This is a genomic window from Roseibium aestuarii, assembly GCF_008477545.1.
Taxonomy (GTDB): Bacteria; Pseudomonadota; Alphaproteobacteria; order Rhizobiales; family Stappiaceae; genus Roseibium; species Roseibium aestuarii.
Genome location: NZ_VORA01000001.1, coordinates 1,794,462 through 1,819,403 on the forward strand (window position 1 = coordinate 1,794,462; position 24,942 = coordinate 1,819,403).

Genomic DNA, 24,942 nt, shown 5'->3' on the forward strand with positions numbered 1-24,942 from the left:
TCTGAGTCTTGGGAGGAAGAGCTTTCCTGGCGCACCGTAAGGTTCGCAGCCACCCGAACAAGCCAAAATGGCATCGCTCGCAAGAGCACTCGGGGTCGAAAGCAATTAGACGCGGAACTGAGGAAAAGGCAGAGCTTCGGCTCTGCCTTTTTTTTCGACCGATATCCTGGAACCCGGGGATGGATTGACCGGTGGCAGAAGGCTTCGCAGCGAAGGCCAGCGAAGTGAAAGCCAGGCCCCCCGCATGATGACAGCCTGATGAAATGGGAGAAGCTGTGAAGCCTCACTGGCTCGGTGTCTTCTGGTTCTCCGGCCCCTGGTTCTCAGGCCCCTGGTTCTCCGGCCCCTGGTTCTCCGGCCCCTGGTCCTCCGGCGCCTCGACCTCCGGCGCCTGGTCAGCTGCAACGGTCGGCAGCGGTAGCGGGGTTCTCAGCGTGCCTATCTTCCATCATTGCAGCTCATGGGGATGCACGCAACGCCGTGATCCATCCGGGCCAACCGATGAGGACAGGTCAAGGCATGGATGCCATGGTCGAGCCATGGCACGACGGAGGAGCGGCGGAAGACTTTGGTGGCTTGATGACCGGGGGGCTTGAAGACTGGGTGACTGGACGTCGCGCAGGAGCCTGTCCAGCGAAGCCGCCATCTCGAAAGTCATCCTCGGCCCTGTGCCGAGGATCCAGACTTCACACGCGCTGATCGACAGGCATCGATCCCTCAGCGGGGTCCGGGCTCCTGTCTGCACAGGATGACGAGGTGGGGGGTGTATGACAAACAACAGCGGCTTGCGAATCTCGCTCCCTTGCGGCTCCGCCGCTGCCTTGCCGCGTCTCCCGAGCCCGTCAGCAAGCCAAACCCGTCAGCGGCCGGAGGGCGGGCGCGGCAGGGGGAGATCGTCGAGGGTGATGCCGGAGTAACGAAGCCACACGTAGCCGGCAAAGATGGTCGTGGCGATCACGGTAGTGATCACGATCACCTTGACCATGTTCACCCGCTCCGGCGCACCGGGATCCGTGCCGGGCGCCACGTCGCCCGCCTCCACCTGGCTGCGCCGGATGCCGAAGGGCAGTGCGGCGAAAAGCACGATCCACCAGATCATGAAATAGATGGCCAGACCAAAGGCGATCGACATGCGCTTCTCCTCCCGCGCGTGAGTGCCGGAACGTTCTCCGGCACGTTTCCTTACACCGCCCGCCGTCGCAGCGAAACCTCTCGCGCCATCAGCCCCAGCGCAAGACACCAGACAACGAGCTCGAGAGCGAAGGTCCAGTGCAGCATGAAGGTCATCAGCCAGTGGTAATGCTCCGAAGGCGGCACGATGACCAGATGGATCAGGGTCCTGTCGAAAGGCGCAAGCCACGCGATCCCGCCGGCAATCGTATCCAGCACCAGATGGAGCATGACCGCCGCAAAGGCAATGACGAGATGGGCGCGAAATCGGGTCCGCCAGCCAAGCGCGATGAGCGGACAAAAGACCGCGACCCAAAACACCGGCAGATGCACCCAATAGCGGTGATGATGGACAGACCGGTTGTCGACCAGATAGAACCAGAGCAGATCGAAATCCGGCAGGATCGAGAAAATCAGCGCCACAGCCAGCACCGAGGGGCTGGTCTGGCGCGCCAGCCGGACGAGGGAATAGCCGGCAGGAAGATGGGCAGTCAGCATCGCGGCGAGGTCTCCGGGGTACGAGAAGCACTCCCGCGTCGCACGCAATGATGGCATTTGCGCGGCCCGGCGCCACAGGACCGTCTCACGCACGCTCGCGCGGATCAGCCCATGAGGCGCCGCCAGGGCGCAGGCCGCCTGCCGGTCAGGGTCGTTGCCGCGGGATCAGGCCTGTTCCAGCTCGGTCAGGGTGCCGAGGAAATCCTTCGGATGGAGGAAGAGCACCGGCTTGCCATGGGCGCCGATCTTCGGCTCCCCGTCGCCCAGCACCCGGGCGCCCTGGGCCACCAGCTTGTCGCGGGCCGCCAGAATGTCATCCACCTCGTAGCACACGTGATGAATGCCGCCGGAGGGGTTCTTCTCCAAAAACTTCGCGATGGGCGAATTCTCGCCCAGCGGCTCAAGAAGCTCGATCTTGGTGTTGGGAAGATTGATGAAGACCGTGTTCACCCCGTGGTCGGGCTGGGCCACCTTCTCGGAGACATCGGCGCCCAGCGTGTCGCGATAGACGCTCGCGGCCGCTTCCATGTCGGAAACAGCAATCGCCACATGGTTCAGACGTCCGATCATTCCTCTTCCCTCCTCCAGCGCCCCGGCCCCGCGAACGCGGGACCGGCAGGCGGTCGTGTCAAATGCGGCTGACAAGCACCTGGCAGTGGGTCTTCTTGCCCCACACGTCCAGCACAGCCGCCCGGGCCGCCCGGCGCGCGGCCTCGGCGATCAGGTCATTGTCCTTGCGGCGCGCCTTGGGGATGGAGACCACCGCCCCGACCACGGCCTTGGCGACGATGTTTTCCATCGGCTCGCCATCGTCGTCGCAGTCCGGCAGACCCATCAGCGCCATTTCCGGATCGCCATAGAGTTCGCCGGCCTTGTTGACCACCAGCGAGACCACCAGGGCCCCGGCATAGGCCAGCTTGCGCCGCTCCTTCACGCCGGTCACTTCCGGATCGTCGAGAATGTCCCCGTCCTTGACCATCAAGCCGGAGGTGACTTCCTTGATGACCCCGGCAGAGCCGGCATTGAGCCGCACCATGTTGCCATTGCGCGCCCGCACCACTTCCTTCACGCCCATGCCCCGGGCGAAGTCCGCGTGCGCTGCAAGATGCAACGGCTCGCCGTGAACGGGAACCACCACTTTCGGCTGAACGAGCTTGTAGAGCTCCTCCAGTTCGCCCCGGCGCGGGTGGCCGGAGACGTGAACCAGCGCATCCGCGTCGGTCACGATATGGGTGCCCAGATCCGCCAGATTGTTGAGCACGGCGCCGACCGCCTTCTCGTTGCCCGGAATGGTGCGCGAGGAGAAGATCACCGTGTCGCCCTGGGAGAAGGCAATGTGCCGATGGTCGCCGGCGGCAATGCGCGACAGGGCCGCGCGCGGCTCGCCCTGCGAGCCGGTGCAGAGCAGAACGGCCTTCTCGCGCGGCAGATAGCCGAAGGCTTCCTCGTCGTGGAAGGTCGGCAGACCGTCGAGATAGCCCAGTTCGCCGGCCACATCGATCACCCGGTGCATGGAGCGCCCCACCACGACCACATCCCGGTCGCAGGCCTTGGCCGCCAGCGCGATCGCCTTGATGCGGGCGACGTTCGAGGCAAAGGTTGTCACCGCGATGCGGTTCTTGGCCTTCTTCATGACTTCCGTCAGCTCGCGCGCCACATCGGCTTCCGAAGGGCTCTTGCCGTTGCGAATGGCATTGGTGCTGTCACAGACCAGCGCCATCACCCCTTCCCGGCCGAGCTCCGCCAGACGCTCCAGGTCGATGCTCTTGCCCACGCCCGGCGTCGGGTCGATCTTCCAGTCGCCCGTGTGCAGCACGAGACCCGCTTCCGTGCGGATCGCCAGCGCGCAGGGCTCGGGGATCGAGTGGGTCATGGCGACGAACTCGACATTGAACGGGCCGATGTCGATCCGGTCGCCCTGATTGACGATGGTGACAGGCACTTCCTCGGCGCCCGGCTCGCTCTCGATCTTGGCTTCCAGGAGCCCCGCCGTGAAGGGCGTGGCATAGACCGGAACCCGCAGGAAGGGCCAGAGATGGGCAATCGCCCCGTAGTGATCCTCATGGGCATGGGTGATCACCATGCCCAGGATGTTGTCCGCTTCCTGTTCGAGGAAGGTGATGTCGGGGAAGACCAGATCGATGCCCGGCAGGTCGGGGCCGGCGAAGGACACGCCGCAATCGACCATCAGCCACTTGCGCTTCTTGCCTTCACCGAACCCGTAAAGGGCCAGATTCATCCCGATTTCTCCCACGCCGCCAAGCGGCAGGAAGACGATTTCCTTGGCAGATGCCATTCCTTACTCCAATTGTCCGTCTCCGAACGGCGAGCCTGGCTTTGAAAAAGCGCTACGAGCCGCCCAGAAACACATCACCGGCGAATATGATTTCGCGTTCGCCGTCCGCGCATTCCAGAATGAGATGACCGGTCGCATCCAGGTCGCGGAAGATCCCTCGGATCTCCCGGGAGCCGTTGCGCACGCCAATCTCCATGCCGAGATGGGCCGCCCGGGCCAGCCAGGCGGTCCTGACAGCCGAAAAGCCCCCCTCTTCCTGCCAGATCCCCCGCCAGACGGAAAACCGCTCGATCAGAGCCTCGAACAGCCTGTCCGGGGAAATGTCGAAGCCCTCCGCCCGAAGGTCGGTGGTGGCATAAAGCCCGGCCTCCGGATGGCTCTGGCAGTTGACGCCAATCCCCAGCACCACGCAGTGGCGCCCGTCGATGCGCGGCTCGGCCTCCAGCAGGATGCCGGACACCTTGGCGCCACCGATCAGCAGGTCATTGGGCCACTTGAGGCGCACGAAGCCGCCATCCCGGCCAGGTCCCGACCCGTCGAAGCCGCAGACCCGCTCGACCGCCTCGGCCAGCGCAACGGCTGCCACAAGCGGAAGCTCACCGATCCGCGCCCGCGGCTGCGGATCGACCATGAGATGGCTCGTATAAAGGTTTCCGGGGGGAGATGTCCAGAGGCGGCCGCGACGGCCCCTGCCCCCGGTCTGTTCGCGGGCAATGATCCAGAGATCGTCTGCCACGCCCTCACGGGCCCGCTCGAAGGCCGGCACCATGGTCGAGAGGACACTGTCGTGGCGCTCAATGCGCAGGCCCGGCACTTGCGATGCCGGGCCTGTGAGTGTCGTTGTCTTCACGCGGACGCTCAGAACAGCGAGCCTGCGGCGGTCGCGGCCCCCTGGATGAAGGCGCTCGGCATGGCCCAGAAGAAGATCACCACCAGGCCCGACAGGCCGAGCACGACCCGAAGTTCCACCGGCATCTTCTCGAAGGCTTCCTTCGGCTCGTCGAAGAACATCACCTTGATGACGCGCAGGTAGTAGTAGGCGCCGACCACGGAGAGAACCACGCCGATGATGGCGAGCGGATAGAGACCCGCTTCCACGGCAGCCGAGAAGACATACCACTTGGCGAAGAAGCCGATGAACGGCGGGATGCCGGCCAGCGAGAACATCAGGATCGCCAGCAGGATGGCCATCGACAGGTTGGTGCGGCTCAGGCCGGCCAGGTCCTCGATCTCCTCGACCATGCCATCCTTGCGGCGCATGCCGAGGATGCAGGCGAAGACGCCGAGGGTCATGGCCAGATAGGCGGTCATGTAGAACAGCACGCCCTGCACGCCGCCTTCGGTGCCGGCAGCAAGACCGACCAGCGCATACCCCATGTGGCTGATGGAGGAATAGGCCATCAGGCGCTTGATGTTGGTCTGGCCGATGGCGGCAAAGGCACCAAGACCCATGGAGGCGATGGCGACGAAGACGATCACCTGCTGCCAGTCGTGGGTCACCGGCTGGAAGCCATCGATCACGACGCGCACCAGCATGCCCATGGCGGCAACCTTGGGAGCGGCTGCCAGGAAGGCGGTCACCGGGGTCGGCGCGCCTTCATAGACGTCCGGGGTCCACATGTGGAACGGCACGGCGGAGATCTTGAAGGCCAGGCCTGCGAGCACGAAAACCAGACCGATCACAAGACCGATGGAAGCACCGTTCTCGTGCAGGTGAGCGGCGATCTCCGGCAGGCCAATCTGGCCGGTGAAGCCATAGACCAGCGACATGCCATAGAGCAGCATGCCCGAGGAGAGCGATCCAAGCACGAAGTACTTCAGGCCGGATTCCGTCGAACGCACGCTGTCCCGGTTGATGGCAGCCACGACATAGAGCGCGAAGGACTGCAGCTCGAGACCGAGGTACAGCGCGATCATGTCATGGGCGGAGACCATGAGCAGCATGCCGAGGGTCGCCAGCACGATGAGCACCGGATACTCGAACTTGTCGAAGGCCTGGCTCTTGGCATAGGCCCAGGACATGGCGATCGCGAAGAACGAGCCGACCAGGATGACCAGCTTCAGGTAATAGGCATAGTCGTCGAGGATGAAGGAGCCGGAGAAGGTCACCCCGTTCTTCGCGCCGAACGGCAGCACGAAGAGCGCGGTGGCCGCGATCAGGCCCATGGCCATGCCGTTGACCAGCGGCGACACCCGGTTTCCACCGAAGACGCCGATCATCAGCAGGACAAGCGCACCGAGCGCCAGGAAGATTTCCGGCAGGGCCGGAAGGAGATCAGGCAGTTGTGTCATGTCAGACATGTGCTTTCATCTCGCCTTTGACGGTCAGTGGGCCGGCGCTGCGGCGTTCTGGACATGTCCAGCCGCCTCGAGCGCTGCCTGGTAGTTGTGAATGAGCTGATCCACCGCGCCCTGTGTCACGTCCAGGATCGCCATCGGATAGAAGCCGAAGAAGATCGTCAGGACGATGAGCGGTACGAGGATCACCTTCTCGCGCAGGTTCAGGTCGAGGATCGACTTGAGGCTTTCCTTCTCCAGCGGGCCGAAGACGACCCGGCGGTAGAGGAACAGCGCGTAGGCGGCCGACAGGATCACGCCGGATGTGGCGAAGAAGGCCACCCAGGTGTTCGCCCGGTAGGCGCCGAGCAGGGTGAGGATTTCGCCCACGAAGCCCGAGGTGCCCGGAAGGCCCACGTTCGCCATGGTGAAGATCAGGAAGGCCACCGCGTATTTCGGCATGCGCGACACCAGGCCGCCATAAGCCGCGATCTCGCGGGTGTGCATCCGGTCATAGACCACGCCGACGCAGAGGAAGAGCGCGCCGGAGACGATGCCGTGGGAGAGCATCTGGAAGATGCCGCCCTGCACGCCCTGCTCGTTCATCGTGAAGATGCCCATGGTCACGTAGCCCATGTGGGCGACGGAGGAATAGGCGATCAGCTTCTTGATGTCTTCCTGGGCCAGCGCCACCAGCGAGGTGTAGACGATCGCCACCACGGACAGGGTGAAGACCATCGGCGCGAACAGGTCGGACGCCAGCGGGAACATCGGCAGCGAGAAGCGCAGGAAGCCGTAGCCGCCGAGCTTCAGCAGGATGCCCGCCAGAATGACGGAACCGGCGGTCGGCGCTTCCACGTGCGCATCCGGCAGCCAGGTGTGAACCGGCCACATGGGCATCTTCACCGCAAAGCTGGCGAAGAAGGCGAGCCACAGCCAGGTCTGCATGGACGCCGGGAACTCGTGGCCGAGCAGCACGGTGATGTCGGTGGTCCCGGCATTCCAGTACATGGCCATGATGGCGATCAGCATCAGCACGGAGCCGAGCAGCGTGTAGAGGAAGAACTTGTAGGACGCATAGACGCGGCGTGCGCCACCCCACACCCCGATGATCAGGAACATCGGGATCAGGCCAGCCTCGAAGAAGACGTAGAAGACCATCAGGTCGAGCGCGCAGAACACGCCGATCATGAGGGTTTCCAGCACGAGGAAGGCAATCATGTATTCCTTCACCCGCTTCTGCACGCTCTCCCAGGAGGCAAGCACGCAGAAGGGCATCAGGAAGGCAGAGAGCACGACGAAGAGGATCGAGATCCCGTCGACACCCATGCGGTAGGAAATGCCGCCGCCGAGCCAGTCCTTTTCCTCCACGAACTGGAAGTCCGGGTTGGAATAGTCGAAGCCCGCCCAGAGCATGAGCGACACCGCGAAGGTGAAGAGCGTGGTGACCAGCGCAACCATGCGGATGTTGCGCTTGCCGCCCTCGTCATCCCCCGGAACGAGGAGGATGAAGAGGACACCGATCAGCGGAAGGAACGTGACCGTCGAGAGAATTGGCCAGTCGATCATCAGTGAGCTCCTCCGGTGCCGGCACCGGTAAACATCGACCAGGTGACCAGGGCCGCTACCCCGATCAGCATGGCAAAGGCGTAGTGGTAGAGATAGCCGGTCTGCAGCTTGACCACCCAGGTGGTGACATTCTGCACGCGGGCGGCGATGCCGTTCGGGCCGAAGCCGTCGATCACGGTGCCGTCACCCTTCTTCCACAGCGTGCGGCCGAGCCACTTGGCCGGGCGCACGAAGAGGAAGTCATAGGCCTCGTCGAAGTACCACTTGTTGAGCAGGAACTGGTAGAGACCAGAGTGCTGCTCGGCGAGCTTCTTCGGCAGGTCCGGCTTGCGCAGGTAGAAGATGTAGGCGACGACGAAACCGCCGGCCATCATCACGAAGGGCGACACCTTCACCCAGCCCGGCACTTCATGCATGGCGTGCAGGATGTGGTTTTCCGGCCCCATGAAGATCGCGCCCTTCCAGAAGTGCTCGAAGCCTTCGCCGACGAACACCCCGTAGAACACCATGCCCGCAAGCACGGCACCGACAGAGAGCAGGACCAGCGGGAACAGCATGATCCAGGGGCTCTCGTGCACGTGGCTCATCACGTCGACGGGCGCACGCGGCTTGCCATGGAAGGTCATGAAGGTCAGACGCCAGGAGTAGAAGGACGTCAGGCCGGCGGCGATCACGGTCAGCCAGAAGGCATACTGGCTCATGGCGTTGTGACCTGCATAGGCTGCCTCGATGACCGCATCCTTGGAGATGAAGCCGGCAAAGCCGATGTGGGTGAAGGGAATGCCGACACCGGTCAGGGCCACGGTCCCGATGAACATGGTCCAGTAGGTCCAGGGAATGTGCTTCCGCAGGCCACCCATCTTGCGCATGTCCTGCTCGTCGGAGACCGCGTGGATCACGGAACCGGCGCATAGGAAGAGCAGAGCCTTGAAGAAGGCGTGGGTGAAGAGGTGGAACACGCCGATCGAATAGGCGCCGACGCCGAGGGCCACGAACATGTAGCCGAGCTGCGAACAGGTCGAATAGGCGATCACGCGCTTGATGTCGTTCTGCACCAGACCGACGGTCGCGGCGAAGAACGCCGTGGTCGCACCGAAGAAGGTGACGACGGTCAGCGCGGTGTGGGACAGCTCGAACAGCGGCGACAGGCGGGCAACCATGAAGACGCCCGCGGTCACCATCGTGGCCGCATGGATCAGCGCCGACACCGGGGTCGGGCCTTCCATGGCGTCCGGCAGCCAGGTGTGCAGCAGGAACTGCGCCGACTTGCCCATGGCGCCCATGAAGAGCAGCAGGCAGACGACGGTCATTGCCGCGTGGGTGTCCAGGTGATAGCCGAGGAACTCGAAGGAGGCCTCATGCGCGATCTCGCCCTGGCCGCCGAGCGCGATGGCCTGGTTGAAGATCGTCTGCAGGTCGATGCTGTCGAACAGGACGAAGGTGCCGAAGATGCCGAGCGCAAACCCGAAGTCGCCGACGCGGTTGACGACGAAGGCCTTCATGGCGGCTGCGTTCGCGGACGGCTTGTGGAACCAGAAGCCGATCAGCAGATACGACGCCAGACCCACGCCTTCCCAGCCGAAGAACATCTGCAGCAGGTTGTCGGAGGTCACCAGCGAGAGCATGGCGAAGGTGAAGAGCGACAAATAGGCAAAGAAGCGCGGACGATGCGGATCATGGTGCATGTAGCCGCGGGAATACCAGTGAACCAGCGCGGACACCGAGTTCACCACGACCAGCATGACGACGGTCAGCGTGTCGACCCGGATGCCCCAGGTCACGTCGAGCGCCCCGGCGCTGATCCAGCGCATGATCTCGATCTGCACCAGCTTCGTGTCGCCGTAGCCGATGGTGAAGAAGGCGACCCACGACAGGATCGCGGAGGCGGTGACCAGCGTCGCGGTCACGATTTCGCTGGCCTTGGGCCCGATCATGCGCCCAAACAGGCCGGCAATCAGGAAGCCGATCAGCGGCAGGAATACGATGGCGGTATACATTCGCTCCTAGCCCTTCATCGAATTGATGTCTTCCACGGCAATGGAGCCGCGGTTCCGGTAATAGACGACCAGGATGGCCAGACCGATGGCCGCTTCAGCGGCGGCAACCGTCAGCACCAGCATGGTGAAGATCTGGCCCATCAGGTCTCCCAGGAAGGAAGAAAAGGATACCAGGTTGATATTCACCGCGAGCAGAAGAAGCTCGATGGACATCAAGATGACGATCACGTTTTTCCGATTCAGAAAGATCCCGAAGATCCCGATCGTGAACAGAATGGCTGCGACCGTCAGATAGTGCGACAGACCGATTTCCATGGGCGCCTCGCCGTGCTCCCCCTCGTTAAATCCAACCGGTCAGGAGCGTAGAAGGTGCCGCTCGTGCCGGATCATGCGTATGTTCGGACCAGGCCCCGGAAAGAGGCCGGCCCGGAAGAGTCCTCAGATGCCCTTGCCGCTTTCCACCTTGCGGATCTCGACCGAGGTGGCGGGATTGCGGGCAACCTGTGCAGAAATATCCTGCCGCTTGACGAATTCCTTGTGGCGCAGCGTCAGCACGATTGCGCCGATCATCGCCACCAGAAGGATCAGACCTGCCAGCTGGAAGAAGAAGATGTACTTGGTGTAGAGCACCGCGCCGAGCGCCTCGACGTTCGAGGCCAGCTCGAGCGACGGGGTCGGATGCGCCGTGTGACCGGCAAGCTCCGGAGAGATGGCCCAGCCACCCAGCGCCAGGATGAGCTCGATCAGCAGGATGATGCCGATCAGCGCGCCCACCGGCATGTACTGCAGGAAGCCCTGGCGCAGCTCGACGAAGTCCACGTCCAGCATCATCACCACGAAGAGGAACAGCACCGCGACCGCGCCGACGTAGACGACGACCAGCAGCAGCGCCAGATATTCCGCTCCGAGCAGGATGAAGAGCCCCGACGAGTTGACGAAGGCCAGGATGAGGAACAGGACCGAGTGGACCGGGTTGCGGGAGGCGATCACCATGAAGGCGGAAGCCACCGTCACACCGGCGAACAGATAGAAGAAAAGGGCGCTCAGGATCATTGAAAGACCTGCCTGTCGTCTGGCCGAAGCCGGGAGTGGAGCGCGGGGCGCGCACGTGGCGGACCGGATTGTCCGCGGGGCTGCCCCGTCCCCGGATTGAAATTCGTTGTGCCCTTAACGGTAGGGCGCGTCCAAAGCGATGTTGCGGGCGATTTCCCGCTCCCACCGGTCGCCGTTCGCGAGGAGCTTTTCTTTGTTGTAGTAGAGCTCTTCACGGGTCTCGGTGGCGAATTCGAAGTTCGGGCCTTCAACGATGGCATCCACCGGGCAGGCTTCCTGACAGAAGCCGCAGTAGATGCACTTCACCATGTCGATGTCGTAGCGCGTGGTGCGGCGGGTGCCGTCATTGCGCCGCGGACCGGCCTCGATGGTGATCGCCTGTGCCGGGCAGATGGCCTCGCACAGCTTGCAGGCGATGCAGCGTTCTTCCCCGTTCGGATAGCGGCGCAGCGCATGCTCGCCCCGGAACCGCGGGCTCACCTCCCCCTTTTCGAAGGGGTAGTTGATCGTTGCCTTCGGCTTGAAGAAATAGCGCATGGCAAGGAAGAACGCCGAGACGAACTCCTTCAGAAAGAGCGATTTGGCGGCCTGATCAAGTCCCATCGCTGGTGCCTTCCCTTAAAATCCCTCAGCCGGCAAGACTTATGCCGGCCCAATATCCAATGATCGGAAACGCGACCAAGGGACAACCTAAACTCAGGGCCCGGATCTGGGCCTGGTACCGGACGAGGATGCTGTTGCCAGCCCCCTCGCCTCTCTTGCGTTCTGCCTGCGCTCCCAGGATCCCCGAGAGGACCTTGCCGTCGAGCCAGCCCAGATACAATCCGAGCCCGGCTCCGATCAGCCCTGCGAGCGACGGGGTCATGCCCGCGTCCCTCAGGCGCCGGGCTGGGGCGCCCAGCCGGTCGCCATCAGCACGGCCGCCACGATCACCACCATGGCCAGCGACAGCGGCAGGAAGACCTTCCAGCCCAGGCGCATCAGCTGGTCATAGCGGTAGCGCGGGACCATGGCCTTCACCATCGCGAACATGAAGAAGCCGAGCAGGCACTTCAGGATGAACCAGATGACGCCCGGCACCCAGGTGAAGGGCGCGAAGTCGAACGGCGGCAGCCATCCACCCATGAAGAAGATGGTCATCAGGGCGCACATCAGGCAGATCGCCACATATTCGCCGAGCATGAACATCATGTACGGGGTGGAGCCATATTCCACCATGAAGCCGGCAACCAGCTCGGATTCCGCTTCCGCAAGATCGAAGGGCGGACGGTTCGTCTCGGCCAGGGCAGAGATGAAGAACACCACGAACATCGGGAAGAGCGGCAGCCAGTACCAGTTGAGGATGGACAGCCACGGCAGGCCGATCATGGTCGCCAGACCGGTTTCCTGAGAATGGACGATTTCCGACAGGTTCAGCGACCCGGCGCACATCAGCACCGTCACGATGACGAAGCCGATGGACACTTCATAGGACACCATCTGGGCCGCAGCACGCAGGGCCGACAGGAACGGATACTTGGAGTTGGACGCCCAACCGCCGATGATCACCCCGTAGACTTCCAGCGACGACACGGCGAAGACGAAGAGCACGCCCACGTTGATGTTGGAAATCACCCAGCCATCGGCCACCGGGATCACCGCCCATGCGGCCAGCGCCAGCATCACGGAAACCAGCGGCGCCAGCAGGAAGAGCACTTTGTTGGAGCCCGACGGGATCACCGGTTCCTTCAGAACGAATTTCAGAAGGTCGGCGAAACTCTGCAGCAGGCCCCAGGGACCCACCACGTTCGGGCCGCGGCGGAGCTGGACGGCTGCCCAGATCTTGCGGTCCGCATAGAGGATGTAGGCGACGAGAACCAGCAGCACCACCATGAGGAGGATGCTCTGGAAGGCCATCCAAAGAAAGGGAAAGCCGTAGGTCGTCATGAAGTCCGACATGGTTCGCCCCTGCCCCTTATTCCGCTGCCACCGCCGCGCGCGCCTTGGCGAGAGCGGAGCATTCCGCCATCGTCTTGGAGGCCCGTGCGATCGGGTTGGTGAGATAGAATTCGTTGACCGCGTTGGCAAAGCCTGCGGCTTCCAGGTTGCCGGCCAGACCGCTCAGCCCCTTCAGATCCTCGATCGAGCCGGCTTCGATGCCGTCGATGGTGAGGAAATGCGGGAACTCGGCCGCCAGCTTGGCGCGCAGCGCCCCCAGCGTGTCGAAGGGCAGAGCCTGACCAAGCACGGCGGAGAGTGCACGCAGGATCGCCCAGTCCTCGCGGGCCTCGCCCACGGGGAAACCGGCGCGGTTGCCCTGCTGCACACGGCCTTCCGTGTTCACATAGGTGCCCGACTTTTCCGTATAGGTCGCGCCCGGGAGGATCACGTCCGCCGCGTGGGCGCCGCGGTCACCATGGGTGCCGATATAGACGGTGAAAGTGGACTTGAACGCGTCCAGATCCAGTTCGTCCGCGCCGAGCAGGAAGAGCACGTCCAGCTCGCCCTTCTCGCCGGCATGCTGCATGTCGAGAACCGACTTGCCGCCCTCGCCCGGCACGAAGCCGATGTCGAGACCGCCGACGCGGCTGGCCGCCGTGTGCAGGACGTTGAAGCCGTTCCAGTCGGCAGAGATCGCGCCGACCGCATCGGCCAGCTTGATCGCGTGACCGAGAACGGACGGACCGTCGACCCGCGACAGGGCGCCCTGACCGACGATGATCATCGGACGCTTGGCGCCCTTCAGCACGTCGAGGAAGGAGCCGTTGCCCGCGACCAGATCGGCCAGCGTGTCGGTGCCTGCACCCACATAGGTGGTATCGTAGGTCAGGTCGGCCGCCTGGCCGATGACGCCGATCTTGCAGCCGCCCTTGCGCCACTGCTTGCGGATCCGGGCATTAAGCACCGGAGCCTCGAGGCGCGGGTTGGAGCCGATGATCAGGATGGCGTCGGCCTCTTCGATCCCCTCGATGGAGGAGTTGAAGATATAGCTGGCGCGGCCGTTGGCCGGATGCAGCTTGGACCCGTCCTGACGGCAGTCGATGTGGGCGGAGCCGAGCGCGGTCATGAGGCTCTTGAGAGCGTACATTTCCTCGACCGAAGCCAGATCGCCAGCAATGGCGCCCATGCGGTCGCCGGAGGTCGCCTTGACCTTCTCGGCAATGATGCGGAACGCCTCGGACCAGGTGACCGGCTGCAGGCGGCCATCGACCTTGGCATAGGGCCGGTCGAGACGCTGGGTGCGCAGGCCGTCCCAGATGTAGCGGGACTTGTCGGAGATCCACTCCTCGTTCACCGCCTCGTTCAGGCGCGGCATGATGCGCATGACTTCGCGGCCACGGGTGTCGACCCGGATGGCAGAGCCGACAGCGTCCATCACGTCGACGCTTTCGGTCTTCACCAGTTCCCAGGGACGGGCATGGAATTCATAGGGCTTGTGGGTCAGTGCGCCCACCGGGCACAGGTCCGCCACGTTGCCCTGCATTTCGGAAGACAGAGCGGCTTCCAGATAGGTGGTGATCTCCGCGTCCTCGCCACGGCCGATCAGGCCCATGTCGGTGACACCGCAGACTTCCGTCGTGAAGCGCACGCAACGGGTGCAGTGGATGCAGCGGGTCATGATCGTCTTGATCAGCGGCCCGATGTTCTTGTTCTCCACCGCACGCTTGTTCTCGTGGAAGCGCGAGCCGTCGACCCCGTAGGCCATGGCCTGGTCCTGCAGGTCGCACTCGCCGCCCTGGTCACAGATCGGGCAATCCAGCGGGTGGTTGATGAGCAGGAACTCCATCACCCCTTCGCGGGCCTTCTTGACCATCGGGCTCTTGGTTTCCACCACCGGCGGTTCGCCGTTCGGGCCCGGACGCAGGTCGCGCACGGACATGGCGCAAGAGGCGGTCGGCTTGGGCGGTCCGCCCTTCACTTCCACCAGACACATGCGGCAGTTGCCCGCGATCGACAGGCGCTCGTGGTAACAGAAACGCGGCACTTCGGCGCCAGCGGCTTCACAGGCCTGAAGCACCGTGTAGTCCGACGGGACATCAACCTCATTGCCGTCGATGATCAGCTTTGTCATCGCCTGCTCTCCAAATCCCGTTCCAATTACTCTGCCGCGACCATCGCCGGGGCCGCCTTCGGCCGGGCAATGTAGTCATCGATGCGCTGCTCGATGACCGGACGGAAATTCTTGATCAGCCCCTGGATCGGCCATGCGGCCGCGTCTCCGAGAGCACAGATGGTGTGGCCTTCAACCTGCTTCGTCACGTTGAAGAGCATGTCGATCTCCTCGCGAGACGACTGGCCCTTCACCATGCGTTCCATCACGCGCCACATCCAGCCGGTGCCTTCACGGCACGGCGTGCACTGGCCGCAGCTCTCGTGCTTGTAGAAGTAGCTGATGCGGGCGATCGCCTTGATGATGTCGGTCGACTTGTCCATGACGATCACCGCCGCCGTGCCCAGGCCGGAGCCCAGACCGCGCAGGGTGTCGAAGTCCATCGGCGCGTCCTTGATCTGCTCGGCCGTCAGGCACGGCACGGAAGACCCGCCCGGGATGACCGCCAGCAGATTGTCCCAGCCGCCGCGAATGCCGCCGCAATGCCGGTCCATCATCTCGCCGAAGGGCATGCCCAGCTCTTCCTCGAAGGTCGCCGGCTGATTGACGTGACCCGACACGCAGAAGAGCTTGGTGCCCGTGTTGTTCGGCGTGCCCAGACCGGAGAACCATGCCCCGCCGCGACGCAGGATCGTCGGGGCGACCGCGATGGATTCCACGTTGTTCACGGTGGTCGGGCAGCCATAGAGACCGACGTTCGCCGGGAACGGCGGCTTCAGGCGCGGCTGACCCTTCTTGCCTTCCAGGCTTTCCAGCAGTGCCGTTTCCTCGCCGCAGATATAGGCGCCGGCCCCGTGGTGAACGTAGATGTCGAAATCGTAGCCGTTCTTGTTGTTCTTGCCGATCAGCCCGGCGTCATAGGCCTGGTCGATGGCCGCCTGCAGGCGCTCGCGTTCACGGATGAACTCGCCGCGCACATAGATATAGGCAGCGATCGCGCCCATGGCGAAACCGGCGATCAGGCAGCCTTCGACCAGCGTGTGCGGGTCGTGGCGCAGGATCTCGCGGTCCTTGCAGGTGCCAGGCTCGGATTCGTCGGCATTGACGACGAGATAGGCCGGACGACCGTCGCTTTCCTTCGGCATGAAGGACCACTTCAGGCCGGTGGGGAAGCCCGCGCCGCCACGACCGCGAAGACCCGAGGCCTTCATCTCGTCGATGATCCAGCTGCGGCCCTTCTCCAGGATGGATTTGGTGCCGTCCCAATGGCCGCGGTTCATGGCGCCCTTCAGGCCCCAGTCATGCAGACCGTAGATGTTGGTGAAGATGCGATCCTGATCCTTCAGCACGGCGATCTCCTACTCTTCGTTCTTGCTCGAAGGCACTTCGCCGGCGGCGACACGCTTCGAGAATTCGGTTTCACCGCCGGCGGCCAGGATCTTGGACTGGTCGATCCAGCCATCCCGCTCGATGCGGCCCTTGAACTTCAGGCGGCTGTCGACCCAGGCGATTTCCTTGGCGCTCCATTCCGCGATCTGCGCGAAATGATAGATGCCGAGCTCGTTCAGGGTCTTTTCCAGCGCCGGGCCAACGCCCTTGAGCTGCTTGAGATCGTCCGCCTTGCCGCCGTCCGGCGCGCTCAGGAGCTTGGGCTCCTGCTCGTCGCTGGCAGCACCGCTGCGCGCCACTTCGACTTCGGCGCGGTCTTCGGTCTTCGGACGGGCCGCGTTCTCGGCCTTGGCTTCCGGCGCGCGCGCCTTGGCCTCGGCTTCCTGAGCGGCTGCGGAATTGGCAGCCGCGATCTTGGCCGCATGCGCCGCCTTCACCTTGGCAACCGCGTCCTCTGCCGGGGTCGGGACCCCGTCATAGTCCTTGCCACCGGTGTTGATTGCATCACCGGTGAAGTGATGGGACGCCGGCTCGGACCCGTCGATAACGACCGGCTGCGGCAGGACACCGACGGTGTCGTCCTTGATCTCGGTCAGGGAGGTCTGGCCTCCGGCTGCCATGGCAAAGCGGCGGCCGTTCTGCGGACCCGGGGTGACCGGATTGCCAGCCTCGATGTCGTCGAGCAGCTTGTTGAAGGTCTCTTCGGTCAGATCTTCGTAGGTGTCCTTGAAGATCTGGACCATCGGCGCGTTCACGCAGGCGCCCAGACACTCGACCTCTTCCCAGGAAAAGTTTCCGTCCTCGGAGATCTCGTGCATGTGCTTGGCGATGCGGCTCTGGCAGATCTTGATCAGATCCCCTGCCCCGCGCAGCTGGCACGGCGTGGTGCCGCAGACCTGGATATGGGCCTTCTTGCCCACCGGCTGCAGCTGGAACATCGTGTAGAACGTGGCCACTTCCAGCACGCGGATATGCGGCATGTCGAGCATTTCGGCGATGTAGCGGATCGCCGGCTCGCACACCCAGCCGTCATGCTGTTCCTGGGCCCGCCACAGCAGCGGGATGACTGCGGACGCCTGACGGCCCGCCGGATAGCGGTCGATCACCTTCTTCGCCCAGGCGAGATTCTCGGCCGTGAACGCGAAGCTTTCAGGTTGTTCCGCGGCAAGTCTGCGAACTGCCATGGTGTTATCCCCGTTCTGTCGTCTTGACCGGAGCCGCGCAGGCGGCCGCCAGGGTCACGTTAGCAAAGGTGGCGGCAACCATCAGCGGTCGACCTCGCCGAACACGATATCGAGCGAGCCCAGCACGGCCGAAACGTCGGCGAGCTGGTGACCGCGGCACAGGAAATCCATGGCCTGCAGGTGGCTGTAGCCCGGTGCCTTGATCTTGCAGCGATAGGGCTTGTTGGTGCCGTCGGACACCAGATAGACCCCGAATTCGCCCTTGGGCGCTTCCACGGCGGCGTAAACTTCACCGGCCGGAACATGATAGCCCTCGGTATAAAGCTTGAAGTGATGGATCAGCGCTTCCATCGACCGCTTCATCTCGCCTCGCTTCGGCGGAACGATCTTGCCGTCGGTGGAGGAGACCGGGCCGGTCTCGACCGTCAGCTTTTCCAGGCACTGCTTCATGATGCGGACCGACTGGCGCATCTCTTCCACGCGGATGAGATAGCGGTCATAGCAGTCGCCGTTCTTGCCGATCGGAATGTCGAAGTCGAGATCCGCATAGCATTCGTAGGGCTGCGACTTGCGCAGGTCCCATGCCGCGCCCGAACCGCGCACCATCACGCCCGAGAAGCCCCAGGCAAAGGCATCTTCCAGCGACACGATGCCGATGTCGACATTGCGCTGCTTGAAGATGCGGTTGTCGGTCAGCAGGCCCTCGATGTCGTCAAGACGGGAGAGGAACGGGTCACAGAAGTCCCAGATATCGTCGAGGAGCTTCTGCGGCACGTCCTGGTGCACCCCGCCCGGACGGACATAGGCTGCGTGCATGCGTGCACCCGAAGCGCGCTCATAGAACACCATCAGCTCTTCGCGCGGCTCGAAGCCCCACAGCGGCGGGGTCAGCGCGCCAACGTCCATCGCCTGGGTGGTCACGTTCAGAAGATGCGACAGGATGCGGCCGATTTCGGAGAACAGCACGCGGATCAGCTGGCCGCGCATCGGCACGGTGATGCCGAGCAGCTTTTCCACGCCGAGCGCGAAGGCATGTTCCTGGTTCATCGGCGACACGTAGTCGAGCCGATCGAAATAGGGCACTGCCTGGAGATAGGTCTTCTGCTCGATCAGCTTCTCGGTGCCGCGATGCAGCAGGCCGATATGCGGATCGACGCGGGTGCAGACTTCGCCGTCCAGCTCCAGCACCAGACGCAGCACGCCGTGCGCTGCCGGGTGCTGCGGACCGAAGTTGATGTTGAAGTTGCGGACTTGTGCTTCAGCCATCTTCAGCGCGCCTTACTTCGTGGTTGCTTTTTCATCGCCCGGCAGCACGTAGTCCGTGCCTTCCCAGGGCGAGAGGAAATCGAAATTGCGCATTTCCTGGTTCAGCTTCACCGGCTCGTAGACGACGCGCTTCTTTTCATCGTCGTAGCGCAGCTCCACATAGCCCGTGACGGGGAAGTCCTTGCGCAGGGGGAAGCCGTCGAAGCCGTAGTCGGTCAGGATGCGGCGCAGGTCCGGATGGCCGGAGAACAGGATGCCATACATGTCGTAGGCTTCGCGCTCGAACCATTCCGCACCGGGGAAGAGACCGGTGATCGAGGGAACCGGGGTTTCCTCGTCGGTGGCGACCTTCACGCGAATGCGCTGGTTCTGGACCGGCGACAGGAAGTGATAGACCACGTCGAACCGCTTGTCGCGCGCCGGATAGTCGACGCCGCAGACATCGGTGATGTTGACGAACTTGCAGGAGGAATTGTCCCTCAGGAAGCGAATGACCTCGAGCAGGTCGGACAGGCCGACCTCGATCGTCAGTTCGCCATATTCCACCTTCGAGGAGAGAACGGCCCCGCCGAGCGACAGCGTGATGTGCTCGGCCAGATCCTTGAGCGTCTCGTCCATTCGTGTAGCCCTCACTCCGTTGGAGCCTCGTCGGCGGCGCAAGCCGCCGGGGAAGTCTTTTAGCGTTCGATGGTGCCCGTGCGGCGGATCTTCTTCTGCAGCATCAGCACGCCGTAAAGCAGCGCTTCAGCCGTCGGAGGACAGCCGGGGATATAGATGTCGACCGGGACGATCCGGTCACAGCCACGCACCACCGAATAGGAATAGTGGTAATAGCCGCCGCCATTGGCGCAGGATCCCATGGAGATCACGTAGCGCGGCTCCGGCATCTGGTCATAGACCTTGCGCAGGGCGGGAGCCATCTTGTTGGTCAGCGTGCCGGCCACGATCATCACGTCGGACTGACGCGGAGAGGCGCGCGGCGCGGTGCCGAAGCGCTCGATGTCGTAATGCGGCATGGAAACCTGGATCATTTCCACCGCGCAGCAGGCGAGACCGAAGGTCATCCACATCAGCGAACCGGTGCGGGCCCACTGGATCAGGGCGTCGGTGGAGGTGACGAGGAAGCCCTTGTCGGCCAGTTCCTCGTTGATTTCCAGGAAGAACGGATCATCGCTGCCCACCGGCTTGCCGGTGTTCGGATCAATGATGCCCTTCGGGCTTTCCGCGATGAGCGGGCCGGTGGTGGTCAATCCCATTCCAGCGCTCCCTTTTTCCATTCATAGATGAACCCGACCGTGAGGACGCCCAGGAACACCATCATCGACCAGAAGCCGTACCAGCCGAGCGAAGCGAACTGGACGGACCAGGGGAAGAGGAAAGCCACTTCCAGATCGAAGATGATGAAGAGGATCGACACGAGGTAGAAACGCACATCGAACTTCATGCGCGCATCATCGAAGGCGTTGAAGCCGCACTCGTAGGCCGACAGCTTTTCCGGATCGGGGTTCCGATAGGCCAGAAGGAAGGGCGAGACGAGCAGCGCCAGGCCGATCACCAGCGCAATGCCGATGAAGACGACAATCGGGACATATTCCCGCAAGAGTTCTTCCATGTCTTCGCGTCCTTGCAATGGGGCCGGGAGCCGCTGAGGGGGCCGGCCGTCGCGATCGTCGACTGGGGCTGCAATTGCGTCCTGCGCCACCTGGGGACGATCCACCGATGGGTGAGGAACCATCGGCATGCGCAGGCACGCTTAGCCCACGCGATAGTGCAACGCAAGACCCTTCACGGTCAAAGAAAAGACGGCCTTTGCGTCAGATCGGACCAAGCTGCGGCATTCTGCCCCTTTGACCGGACACGAACCGGTGCAAAACGCCAGCAACGGCTGAGGCACGCCCCTCGACAAAGCCCGGTTTCCCGCCATTTGCCGGGGAATCAATCACGGCTCGCGACCCGTCTCGCCCGCGCCGTCGAACAGGATCCTGATCCCCGCCCCTGCTCCGGCGCAACGACGCAGTCTGCGGCCACTCGGCCAGGGCCCGCGAGCCGGGCCATGCAAAAACGAAAAAGGCCGGAGGGTGACCCATCCGACCGCAAATCAACATCTGAAACCTTGAGAAGAACCGTGAGTGGCGCGAGTGACGGGGCTCGAACCCGCGACCTCCGGCGTGACAGGCCGGCACTCTAACCAACTGAGCTACACCCGCTCGATAAACGGTGAAGCGCCTCTTCCTCGATCTCTGATCCGAAGACCAGAGAGAAAGTGGCGCGAGTGACGGGGCTCGAACCCGCGACCTCCGGCGTGACAGGCCGGCACTCTAACCAACTGAGCTACACCCGCTCGATAAACGGTGAAGCGCCTCTTCCTCGATCTCTGATCCGAAGACCAGAGAGAAAGTGGCGCGAGTGACGGGGCTCGAACCCGCGACCTCCGGCGTGACAGGCCGGCACTCTAACCAACTGAGCTACACCCGCTTAAGGACCCCTCAGCGACCCGTTGTCGCCGTGGAGTGACGCCGATGTACGGCGACAGGACGGCGAAGTCAAGCGCCCCGCAAAGCCCGAAATGACGTTTTTGCGAAAGTTCCCCAAACTCCGGCAAGACTCCGGGAAAAACGCCAGTTTCCGAAGACAGAGGTTTGTGGATAAAGACATTTCCGCAAAAGGGCTTGGCCGGTTTTTTTTGCGTTTTCGAAAACCCCGGTCCGCAAACGCCGGGCTTCTGACCCGGGGCGACGATGACTGACGCCCTCCCCCGCGACGGCCCCACGCAGGCAAGTCGCGAACGGACATGATCAGCCGTCAGGACTGAATGGGTGGACCTAATCCAGTGGATCGGGGGATTTAGTGAACGAAGTTCTCTAAAAATTGCGACAGTTTGACGATCTGCGCCACGCCAAACCGCTTTACGTGCCCGTCAGGAGTGGCTATCCAATGCGCACATTGCATTATTTTTTTATTTCTATTTTTACGGATCACCGATCGGCATGCAATTCGACGCTTTCATTTGTGACGCTCTGGACCTGTGGTCCAATGAACCAGAGAACGCCGGCCCGGCAGGCCTTGCCGCGCGCCTCGGGCAACTGTGCGAAGGTCCGGCCCTGAACATCTTTCAGGTGGATCTGACACCGGAGCGGCCGGAGGACTTTCTCTTCGTCTGCCTGAGACAGAACCTCCCGTCGGCCCCGCTCCCCCCGATCCGGATTGGCGAGATCCCGGACCAGACCTATGCCCGGCGCTTTCTGCTCGCCGCCTATGCGGAGGTGCGCGAGACCGGCCGCCATATGGTGGACCAGGTCGTCTCTCCGATTGTCGACCGGCTTTACCGTTACGACCGGCTGATCTTGCCACAGCGCACAGGCGGTACCGCCCGCCCGGCCTGGGCGCTCGGCCTGATGATGATCAATCTCGTGCTGCCGCTGGCGCCGAGCCGCTCCGACCTGACCCCTCAGGAAAGCACGATCCTGCAACATCTGGCCCTGGGCGAGCAGCCCAAGGAGATTGCACCCCTGCTCGGCGTCACCCGCCGCTCGGTGGAACACCGGATCCAGGCCCTGAAGATCAAGTTCGGCGCGCGCAACGTGACCCATCTGATCGCACTTGCCATCGCCCAGGACCTGCGCTCCTCGTAAATCCCGACCTACTTCTCCCAGAAGCAATTCATGTCATTGTAGCTGTTGGGCGGAATGGTGCAGGTGATCTTGCGTCCGCAAGGGTGCTGAACCACGGCGAAGAGCTGCCGATAGTTCCACTTGATCAGGGGGCGCGCCGCATTGCGCGCATCCGCCGGGCAGGCCCCTGCCGAGGCCGTCGCCTTGCTGTCCACCCGCGCCGTCGTCGCCCCTCCTGCCGCTCCTCCCGCCGCCTGAGGCTTCGCCACGCAGCGACCATTGCGCTCTTCCTGATTGGCGCCACAGGCCAGCGGGCAGACCCGGCCAGAACTGCGGCGGATCTGCTCGAGGACCTCAGCCGACGGATCAAGCGACGACAGGCGGATCCCGGCTTCCTTCCCGTAGGTCGAAAGCGCCCGGCGGCTGCGCGCGCCCCAGTCTCCATCCACGGTGCCAACCGAACAGCCAACCCGATTGAGCTCCTGTTGCAGAGAGCGGGCCAGCTCCGCTGGTTCGATTGCCGCGCCTGACGGCCCGGTGGGGGAACGATCGAGTGCCGCCGGCTCCTCTGCCTGGCGGCCTTCCTCGGGTGCCAGACTGGCAACCGTGACCTTGTCCTGCGCGGCTGACTGCGCGGCTGACTGCGCCCCGGCCTCCGCCGCACGGGTCAGCGCGTCGATCTTCAGCCGCGCCAGCTCCGCATAGATGCCCTCCGGATAGCGCGCGAGGTAACTCTGGAACATGCCGACCGAGCCGGCATCCTGAACCGACTGCCAATAGGCCAGCTCGATGCGGGGATCAGGTCCGGTCGCGACGGGCTCCGGCGCCGGGCGCGCCTTTTCTTCCCGAGCCGCCGTCTCCGCCGCCTTGAGGTCCTCAAGCCGCAGACGGGCGAGATCGGCGAACTGACCGTCCGGGAAGCGCTTGAGATAGGTCTCGAAATAGGCCGCCGACGAGCCCCCCTTGATGGTCTCCCAATAGGTAAGCTCCACCCGGGGATCCGGTCCGGCGGGCTCCGGCGGGGTCACCACCACCGGCGCGGCCTTCAGAATCACTTCACCGGTGAGAGAGGAATTGTCCCAGGGCACCTGCTTGCCACCGGTCTGCTGCAGCACGTCCCGGCGCACCAGCACCAGATCCCGGGTGATGTCCTGCCCCGGCGTGCCCAGATGCTTCAGGAGCGCCGTGGTAAAGGGGCTGTTGTCCCCTGCCCCATCGAGCGCAACATTGCCCGGCTGGGTGGCAAAGGAGACGAGGGACCCGACCCCCGACCCGACCTTGGCAAGCCCCCGGCCTACACTGCCCGAGCGCGTTCCCATGGAGCGCGCAAGGGTCTCAGCCAGAGGATTGTCCCGGCAGGCATCGAGAAACACCAGGTTGACCTTCGCCGCCCGCTCCATCGCGGTCAGCACCAGATTGACGGGCACCGCCTCGAAATCGAGATCCAGATAGGAGCGCAGCCGCGCATCCACCGGCGCCAGATAGTTCTCGCCCCCCACCTGCAACCCGTGGCCCGCATAGAAGAAGAGCGCCATGTCCGCCCCCTCCAGCTTGCCGACGAAATCCCGGATGGTGCCGCGCATGGCGCCCAGATCCAGATCGACCCCGCGCACCACCTCGAAGCCGAGATCTTCGAGCTTCTCGCTCATGCCGAGCGCATCATTCTTCGGATTCGGAAGCGCGGCCGCATGAACATAGGCCGAGTTGCCGATGACAAGGGCAACCCGTCGCTCCGCATGGGCGGCCCCGCAGGACAGGATCAGCAGAAGGGTGAGCAGAAAAGCCGGGAATCGCAATGAAGCACCTCATGAAACTGACGCATGGTAAGAAACCGTCAGAGAGGTGTCAAAAGCGGAAGGCACACAGGGTAAACCAAGCCCGCGCTGATCGAGAAGCGCAAGGTCGGCAACGAGATGAAAGGAGAAGGGATTGGTGGGCGATGAGAGACTCGAACTCCCGACATCCTCGGTGTAAACGAGGCGCTCTACCAACTGAGCTAATCGCCCTGACGCCGGCCCGTGTCGGGCGCGCAGTGGGAGCCTTGTAGGCGCAAGCCCCGGCCTTTGCAAGAGCCTTGACGACGTTGCCGCGCCGCCCTGTGGATGGAGAAAGGCGCGCGCCCAAGGCGACGCCGCGTCTGCCGCGCAAAACGACCTCTCACCGCCCACGCCTGCCCTACCTGCACGCTGCGCCATCCACAAGCAAAACAAAAGGCCCTGCGGAAACCGCAGGGCCCTGGCAGACCGTCTTTGAAAGAGCGGAAGCGCCGATCAGGCGTTCACGGCGTCCTTCAGGCCCTTGCCGGCCTTGAACTTCGGCGTCTTGGAAGCCGGGATCTGAATGGTGTCACCGGTGCGCGGGTTGCGGCCTTCGGTGGCAGCGCGCTCGGACACGGAGAAGTTGCCGAAGCCGATGATGCGAACTTCGTCGCCGGCCTTCAGGGTTTCAGTGACCGTGTCGAACGTTGCGTCAACAGCTTCGCCGGCCTGGGCTTTGGTGAGGCCAGTCTTCTCTGCAACGGCTGCGATCAGATCGTTCTTGTTCATAGCTCATACCTTTCTAAGAGACGGCAGATGGCCGACGATTCTCGTCGGCGCCGTTG

Annotated in this window: 23 protein-coding genes and 4 tRNA genes; 1 reads left to right on the forward strand and 26 read right to left on the reverse strand. The window is 63.5% G+C overall.

The window, feature by feature from the left end; translation table 11 throughout:
- Nucleotides 1-859: 859 nt before the first annotated feature.
- The 23 genes from FR728_RS07605 to FR728_RS07715 form a co-directional block, all read right to left on the reverse strand.
- On the reverse strand, nucleotides 860-1,132 hold the full coding sequence (locus FR728_RS07605; protein WP_149891965.1) for a DUF1467 family protein: 273 nt from the start codon (nucleotides 1,130-1,132) through the stop codon (nucleotides 860-862).
- A gap of 50 nt (nucleotides 1,133-1,182) precedes the next feature.
- On the reverse strand, nucleotides 1,183-1,668 hold the full coding sequence (locus FR728_RS07610; protein WP_149891966.1) for a metal-dependent hydrolase: 486 nt from the start codon (nucleotides 1,666-1,668) through the stop codon (nucleotides 1,183-1,185).
- A gap of 165 nt (nucleotides 1,669-1,833) precedes the next feature.
- Nucleotides 1,834-2,238, reverse strand: coding sequence for a methylmalonyl-CoA epimerase (gene mce, locus FR728_RS07615; protein WP_149891967.1), 405 nt, complete (start codon nucleotides 2,236-2,238; stop codon nucleotides 1,834-1,836).
- Nucleotides 2,239-2,296: 58 nt separating this feature from the next.
- Nucleotides 2,297-3,964, reverse strand: a complete 1,668-nt coding sequence (locus tag FR728_RS07620; RefSeq protein ID WP_149891968.1) for a ribonuclease J — start codon at nucleotides 3,962-3,964, stop codon at nucleotides 2,297-2,299.
- Between the two features lie 52 nt (nucleotides 3,965-4,016).
- Nucleotides 4,017-4,814 carry a biotin--[acetyl-CoA-carboxylase] ligase gene (locus FR728_RS07625; protein ID WP_208998686.1) on the reverse strand — a complete coding sequence of 266 codons (798 nt, stop codon included), beginning with the start codon at nucleotides 4,812-4,814 and terminating at the stop codon, nucleotides 4,017-4,019.
- An 8-nt stretch (nucleotides 4,815-4,822) separates the two neighbouring features.
- On the reverse strand, nucleotides 4,823-6,256 hold the full coding sequence (gene nuoN / locus FR728_RS07630; protein ID WP_244304423.1) for an NADH-quinone oxidoreductase subunit NuoN: 1,434 nt from the start codon (nucleotides 6,254-6,256) through the stop codon (nucleotides 4,823-4,825).
- Nucleotides 6,257-6,289: 33 nt separating this feature from the next.
- Nucleotides 6,290-7,810, reverse strand: a complete 1,521-nt coding sequence (locus FR728_RS07635) for an NADH-quinone oxidoreductase subunit M (protein WP_149891970.1) — start codon at nucleotides 7,808-7,810, stop codon at nucleotides 6,290-6,292.
- Nucleotides 7,810-9,807, reverse strand: a complete 1,998-nt coding sequence (nuoL, locus tag FR728_RS07640) for an NADH-quinone oxidoreductase subunit L (protein ID WP_149891971.1) — start codon at nucleotides 9,805-9,807, stop codon at nucleotides 7,810-7,812. Before nuoL ends, FR728_RS07635 begins: the two co-directional genes overlap by 1 nt.
- Nucleotides 9,808-9,813: 6 nt before the next feature.
- Nucleotides 9,814-10,122 (reverse strand): NADH-quinone oxidoreductase subunit NuoK, encoded by a 309-nt coding sequence (nuoK, locus tag FR728_RS07645; RefSeq protein ID WP_149891972.1) that lies wholly within the window; start codon nucleotides 10,120-10,122, stop codon nucleotides 9,814-9,816.
- 123 nt (nucleotides 10,123-10,245) lie between these two features.
- Nucleotides 10,246-10,860, reverse strand: a complete 615-nt coding sequence (locus FR728_RS07650; RefSeq protein ID WP_149891973.1) for an NADH-quinone oxidoreductase subunit J — start codon at nucleotides 10,858-10,860, stop codon at nucleotides 10,246-10,248.
- Between the two features lie 114 nt (nucleotides 10,861-10,974).
- Nucleotides 10,975-11,463 (reverse strand): NADH-quinone oxidoreductase subunit NuoI, encoded by a 489-nt coding sequence (gene nuoI / locus FR728_RS07655; protein ID WP_149891974.1) that lies wholly within the window; start codon nucleotides 11,461-11,463, stop codon nucleotides 10,975-10,977.
- 25 nt (nucleotides 11,464-11,488) lie between these two features.
- The gene (locus FR728_RS07660) at nucleotides 11,489-11,725 is read right to left on the reverse strand and encodes a hypothetical protein (protein WP_149891975.1); all 237 of its coding nucleotides are present in this window, start codon (nucleotides 11,723-11,725) and stop codon (nucleotides 11,489-11,491) included.
- An 11-nt stretch (nucleotides 11,726-11,736) separates the two neighbouring features.
- On the reverse strand, nucleotides 11,737-12,798 hold the full coding sequence (nuoH, locus tag FR728_RS07665; RefSeq protein WP_149891976.1) for an NADH-quinone oxidoreductase subunit NuoH: 1,062 nt from the start codon (nucleotides 12,796-12,798) through the stop codon (nucleotides 11,737-11,739).
- 16 nt (nucleotides 12,799-12,814) lie between these two features.
- On the reverse strand, nucleotides 12,815-14,911 hold the full coding sequence (nuoG, locus tag FR728_RS07670; RefSeq protein ID WP_149891977.1) for an NADH-quinone oxidoreductase subunit NuoG: 2,097 nt from the start codon (nucleotides 14,909-14,911) through the stop codon (nucleotides 12,815-12,817).
- 26 nt (nucleotides 14,912-14,937) lie between these two features.
- A complete protein-coding gene (gene nuoF / locus FR728_RS07675) occupies nucleotides 14,938-16,239 on the reverse strand; it encodes an NADH-quinone oxidoreductase subunit NuoF (protein WP_149891978.1) in 1,302 nt (433 codons plus the stop codon).
- A 9-nt stretch (nucleotides 16,240-16,248) separates the two neighbouring features.
- Nucleotides 16,249-17,463, reverse strand: coding sequence for an NADH-quinone oxidoreductase subunit NuoE (gene nuoE / locus FR728_RS07680; protein ID WP_149891979.1), 1,215 nt, complete (start codon nucleotides 17,461-17,463; stop codon nucleotides 16,249-16,251).
- An 81-nt stretch (nucleotides 17,464-17,544) separates the two neighbouring features.
- Nucleotides 17,545-18,729, reverse strand: a complete 1,185-nt coding sequence (locus FR728_RS07685) for an NADH-quinone oxidoreductase subunit D (protein ID WP_149891980.1) — start codon at nucleotides 18,727-18,729, stop codon at nucleotides 17,545-17,547.
- Between the two features lie 12 nt (nucleotides 18,730-18,741).
- Nucleotides 18,742-19,347 (reverse strand): NADH-quinone oxidoreductase subunit C, encoded by a 606-nt coding sequence (locus tag FR728_RS07690; protein ID WP_149891981.1) that lies wholly within the window; start codon nucleotides 19,345-19,347, stop codon nucleotides 18,742-18,744.
- A 59-nt stretch (nucleotides 19,348-19,406) separates the two neighbouring features.
- Nucleotides 19,407-19,985 (reverse strand): NuoB/complex I 20 kDa subunit family protein, encoded by a 579-nt coding sequence (locus FR728_RS07695; RefSeq protein WP_188318815.1) that lies wholly within the window; start codon nucleotides 19,983-19,985, stop codon nucleotides 19,407-19,409.
- Entirely contained in the window at nucleotides 19,976-20,341 is a 366-nt protein-coding gene (locus FR728_RS07700) for an NADH-quinone oxidoreductase subunit A (RefSeq protein WP_149891983.1), read from the reverse strand. The genes FR728_RS07695 and FR728_RS07700 overlap by 10 nt, the downstream gene beginning before the upstream one ends.
- A 518-nt stretch (nucleotides 20,342-20,859) precedes the next feature.
- Nucleotides 20,860-20,936, reverse strand: a tRNA-Asp gene (locus FR728_RS07705).
- Nucleotides 20,937-20,993: 57 nt separating this feature from the next.
- A tRNA-Asp gene (locus FR728_RS07710) sits at nucleotides 20,994-21,070 on the reverse strand.
- 57 nt (nucleotides 21,071-21,127) lie between these two features.
- Nucleotides 21,128-21,204 (reverse strand) — tRNA-Asp (locus tag FR728_RS07715).
- 512 nt (nucleotides 21,205-21,716) lie between these two features.
- On the opposite strand from FR728_RS07715, the gene FR728_RS07720 reads away from it, so the two are divergent.
- Complete coding sequence (locus tag FR728_RS07720; protein WP_149891984.1) at nucleotides 21,717-22,361, forward strand: helix-turn-helix transcriptional regulator; 645 nt, start codon at nucleotides 21,717-21,719, stop codon at nucleotides 22,359-22,361.
- An 8-nt stretch (nucleotides 22,362-22,369) separates the two neighbouring features.
- On the opposite strand, the gene FR728_RS07725 is transcribed toward FR728_RS07720, so the two are convergent.
- The 3 genes from FR728_RS07725 to FR728_RS07735 form a co-directional block, all read right to left on the reverse strand.
- Nucleotides 22,370-24,136, reverse strand: a complete 1,767-nt coding sequence (locus FR728_RS07725) for a caspase family protein (protein WP_208998687.1) — start codon at nucleotides 24,134-24,136, stop codon at nucleotides 22,370-22,372.
- Nucleotides 24,137-24,270: 134 nt separating this feature from the next.
- Nucleotides 24,271-24,346, reverse strand: a tRNA-Val gene (locus tag FR728_RS07730).
- Between the two features lie 264 nt (nucleotides 24,347-24,610).
- Complete coding sequence (locus FR728_RS07735; RefSeq protein WP_149891985.1) at nucleotides 24,611-24,886, reverse strand: HU family DNA-binding protein; 276 nt, start codon at nucleotides 24,884-24,886, stop codon at nucleotides 24,611-24,613.
- Nucleotides 24,887-24,942 lie beyond the last annotated feature (56 nt).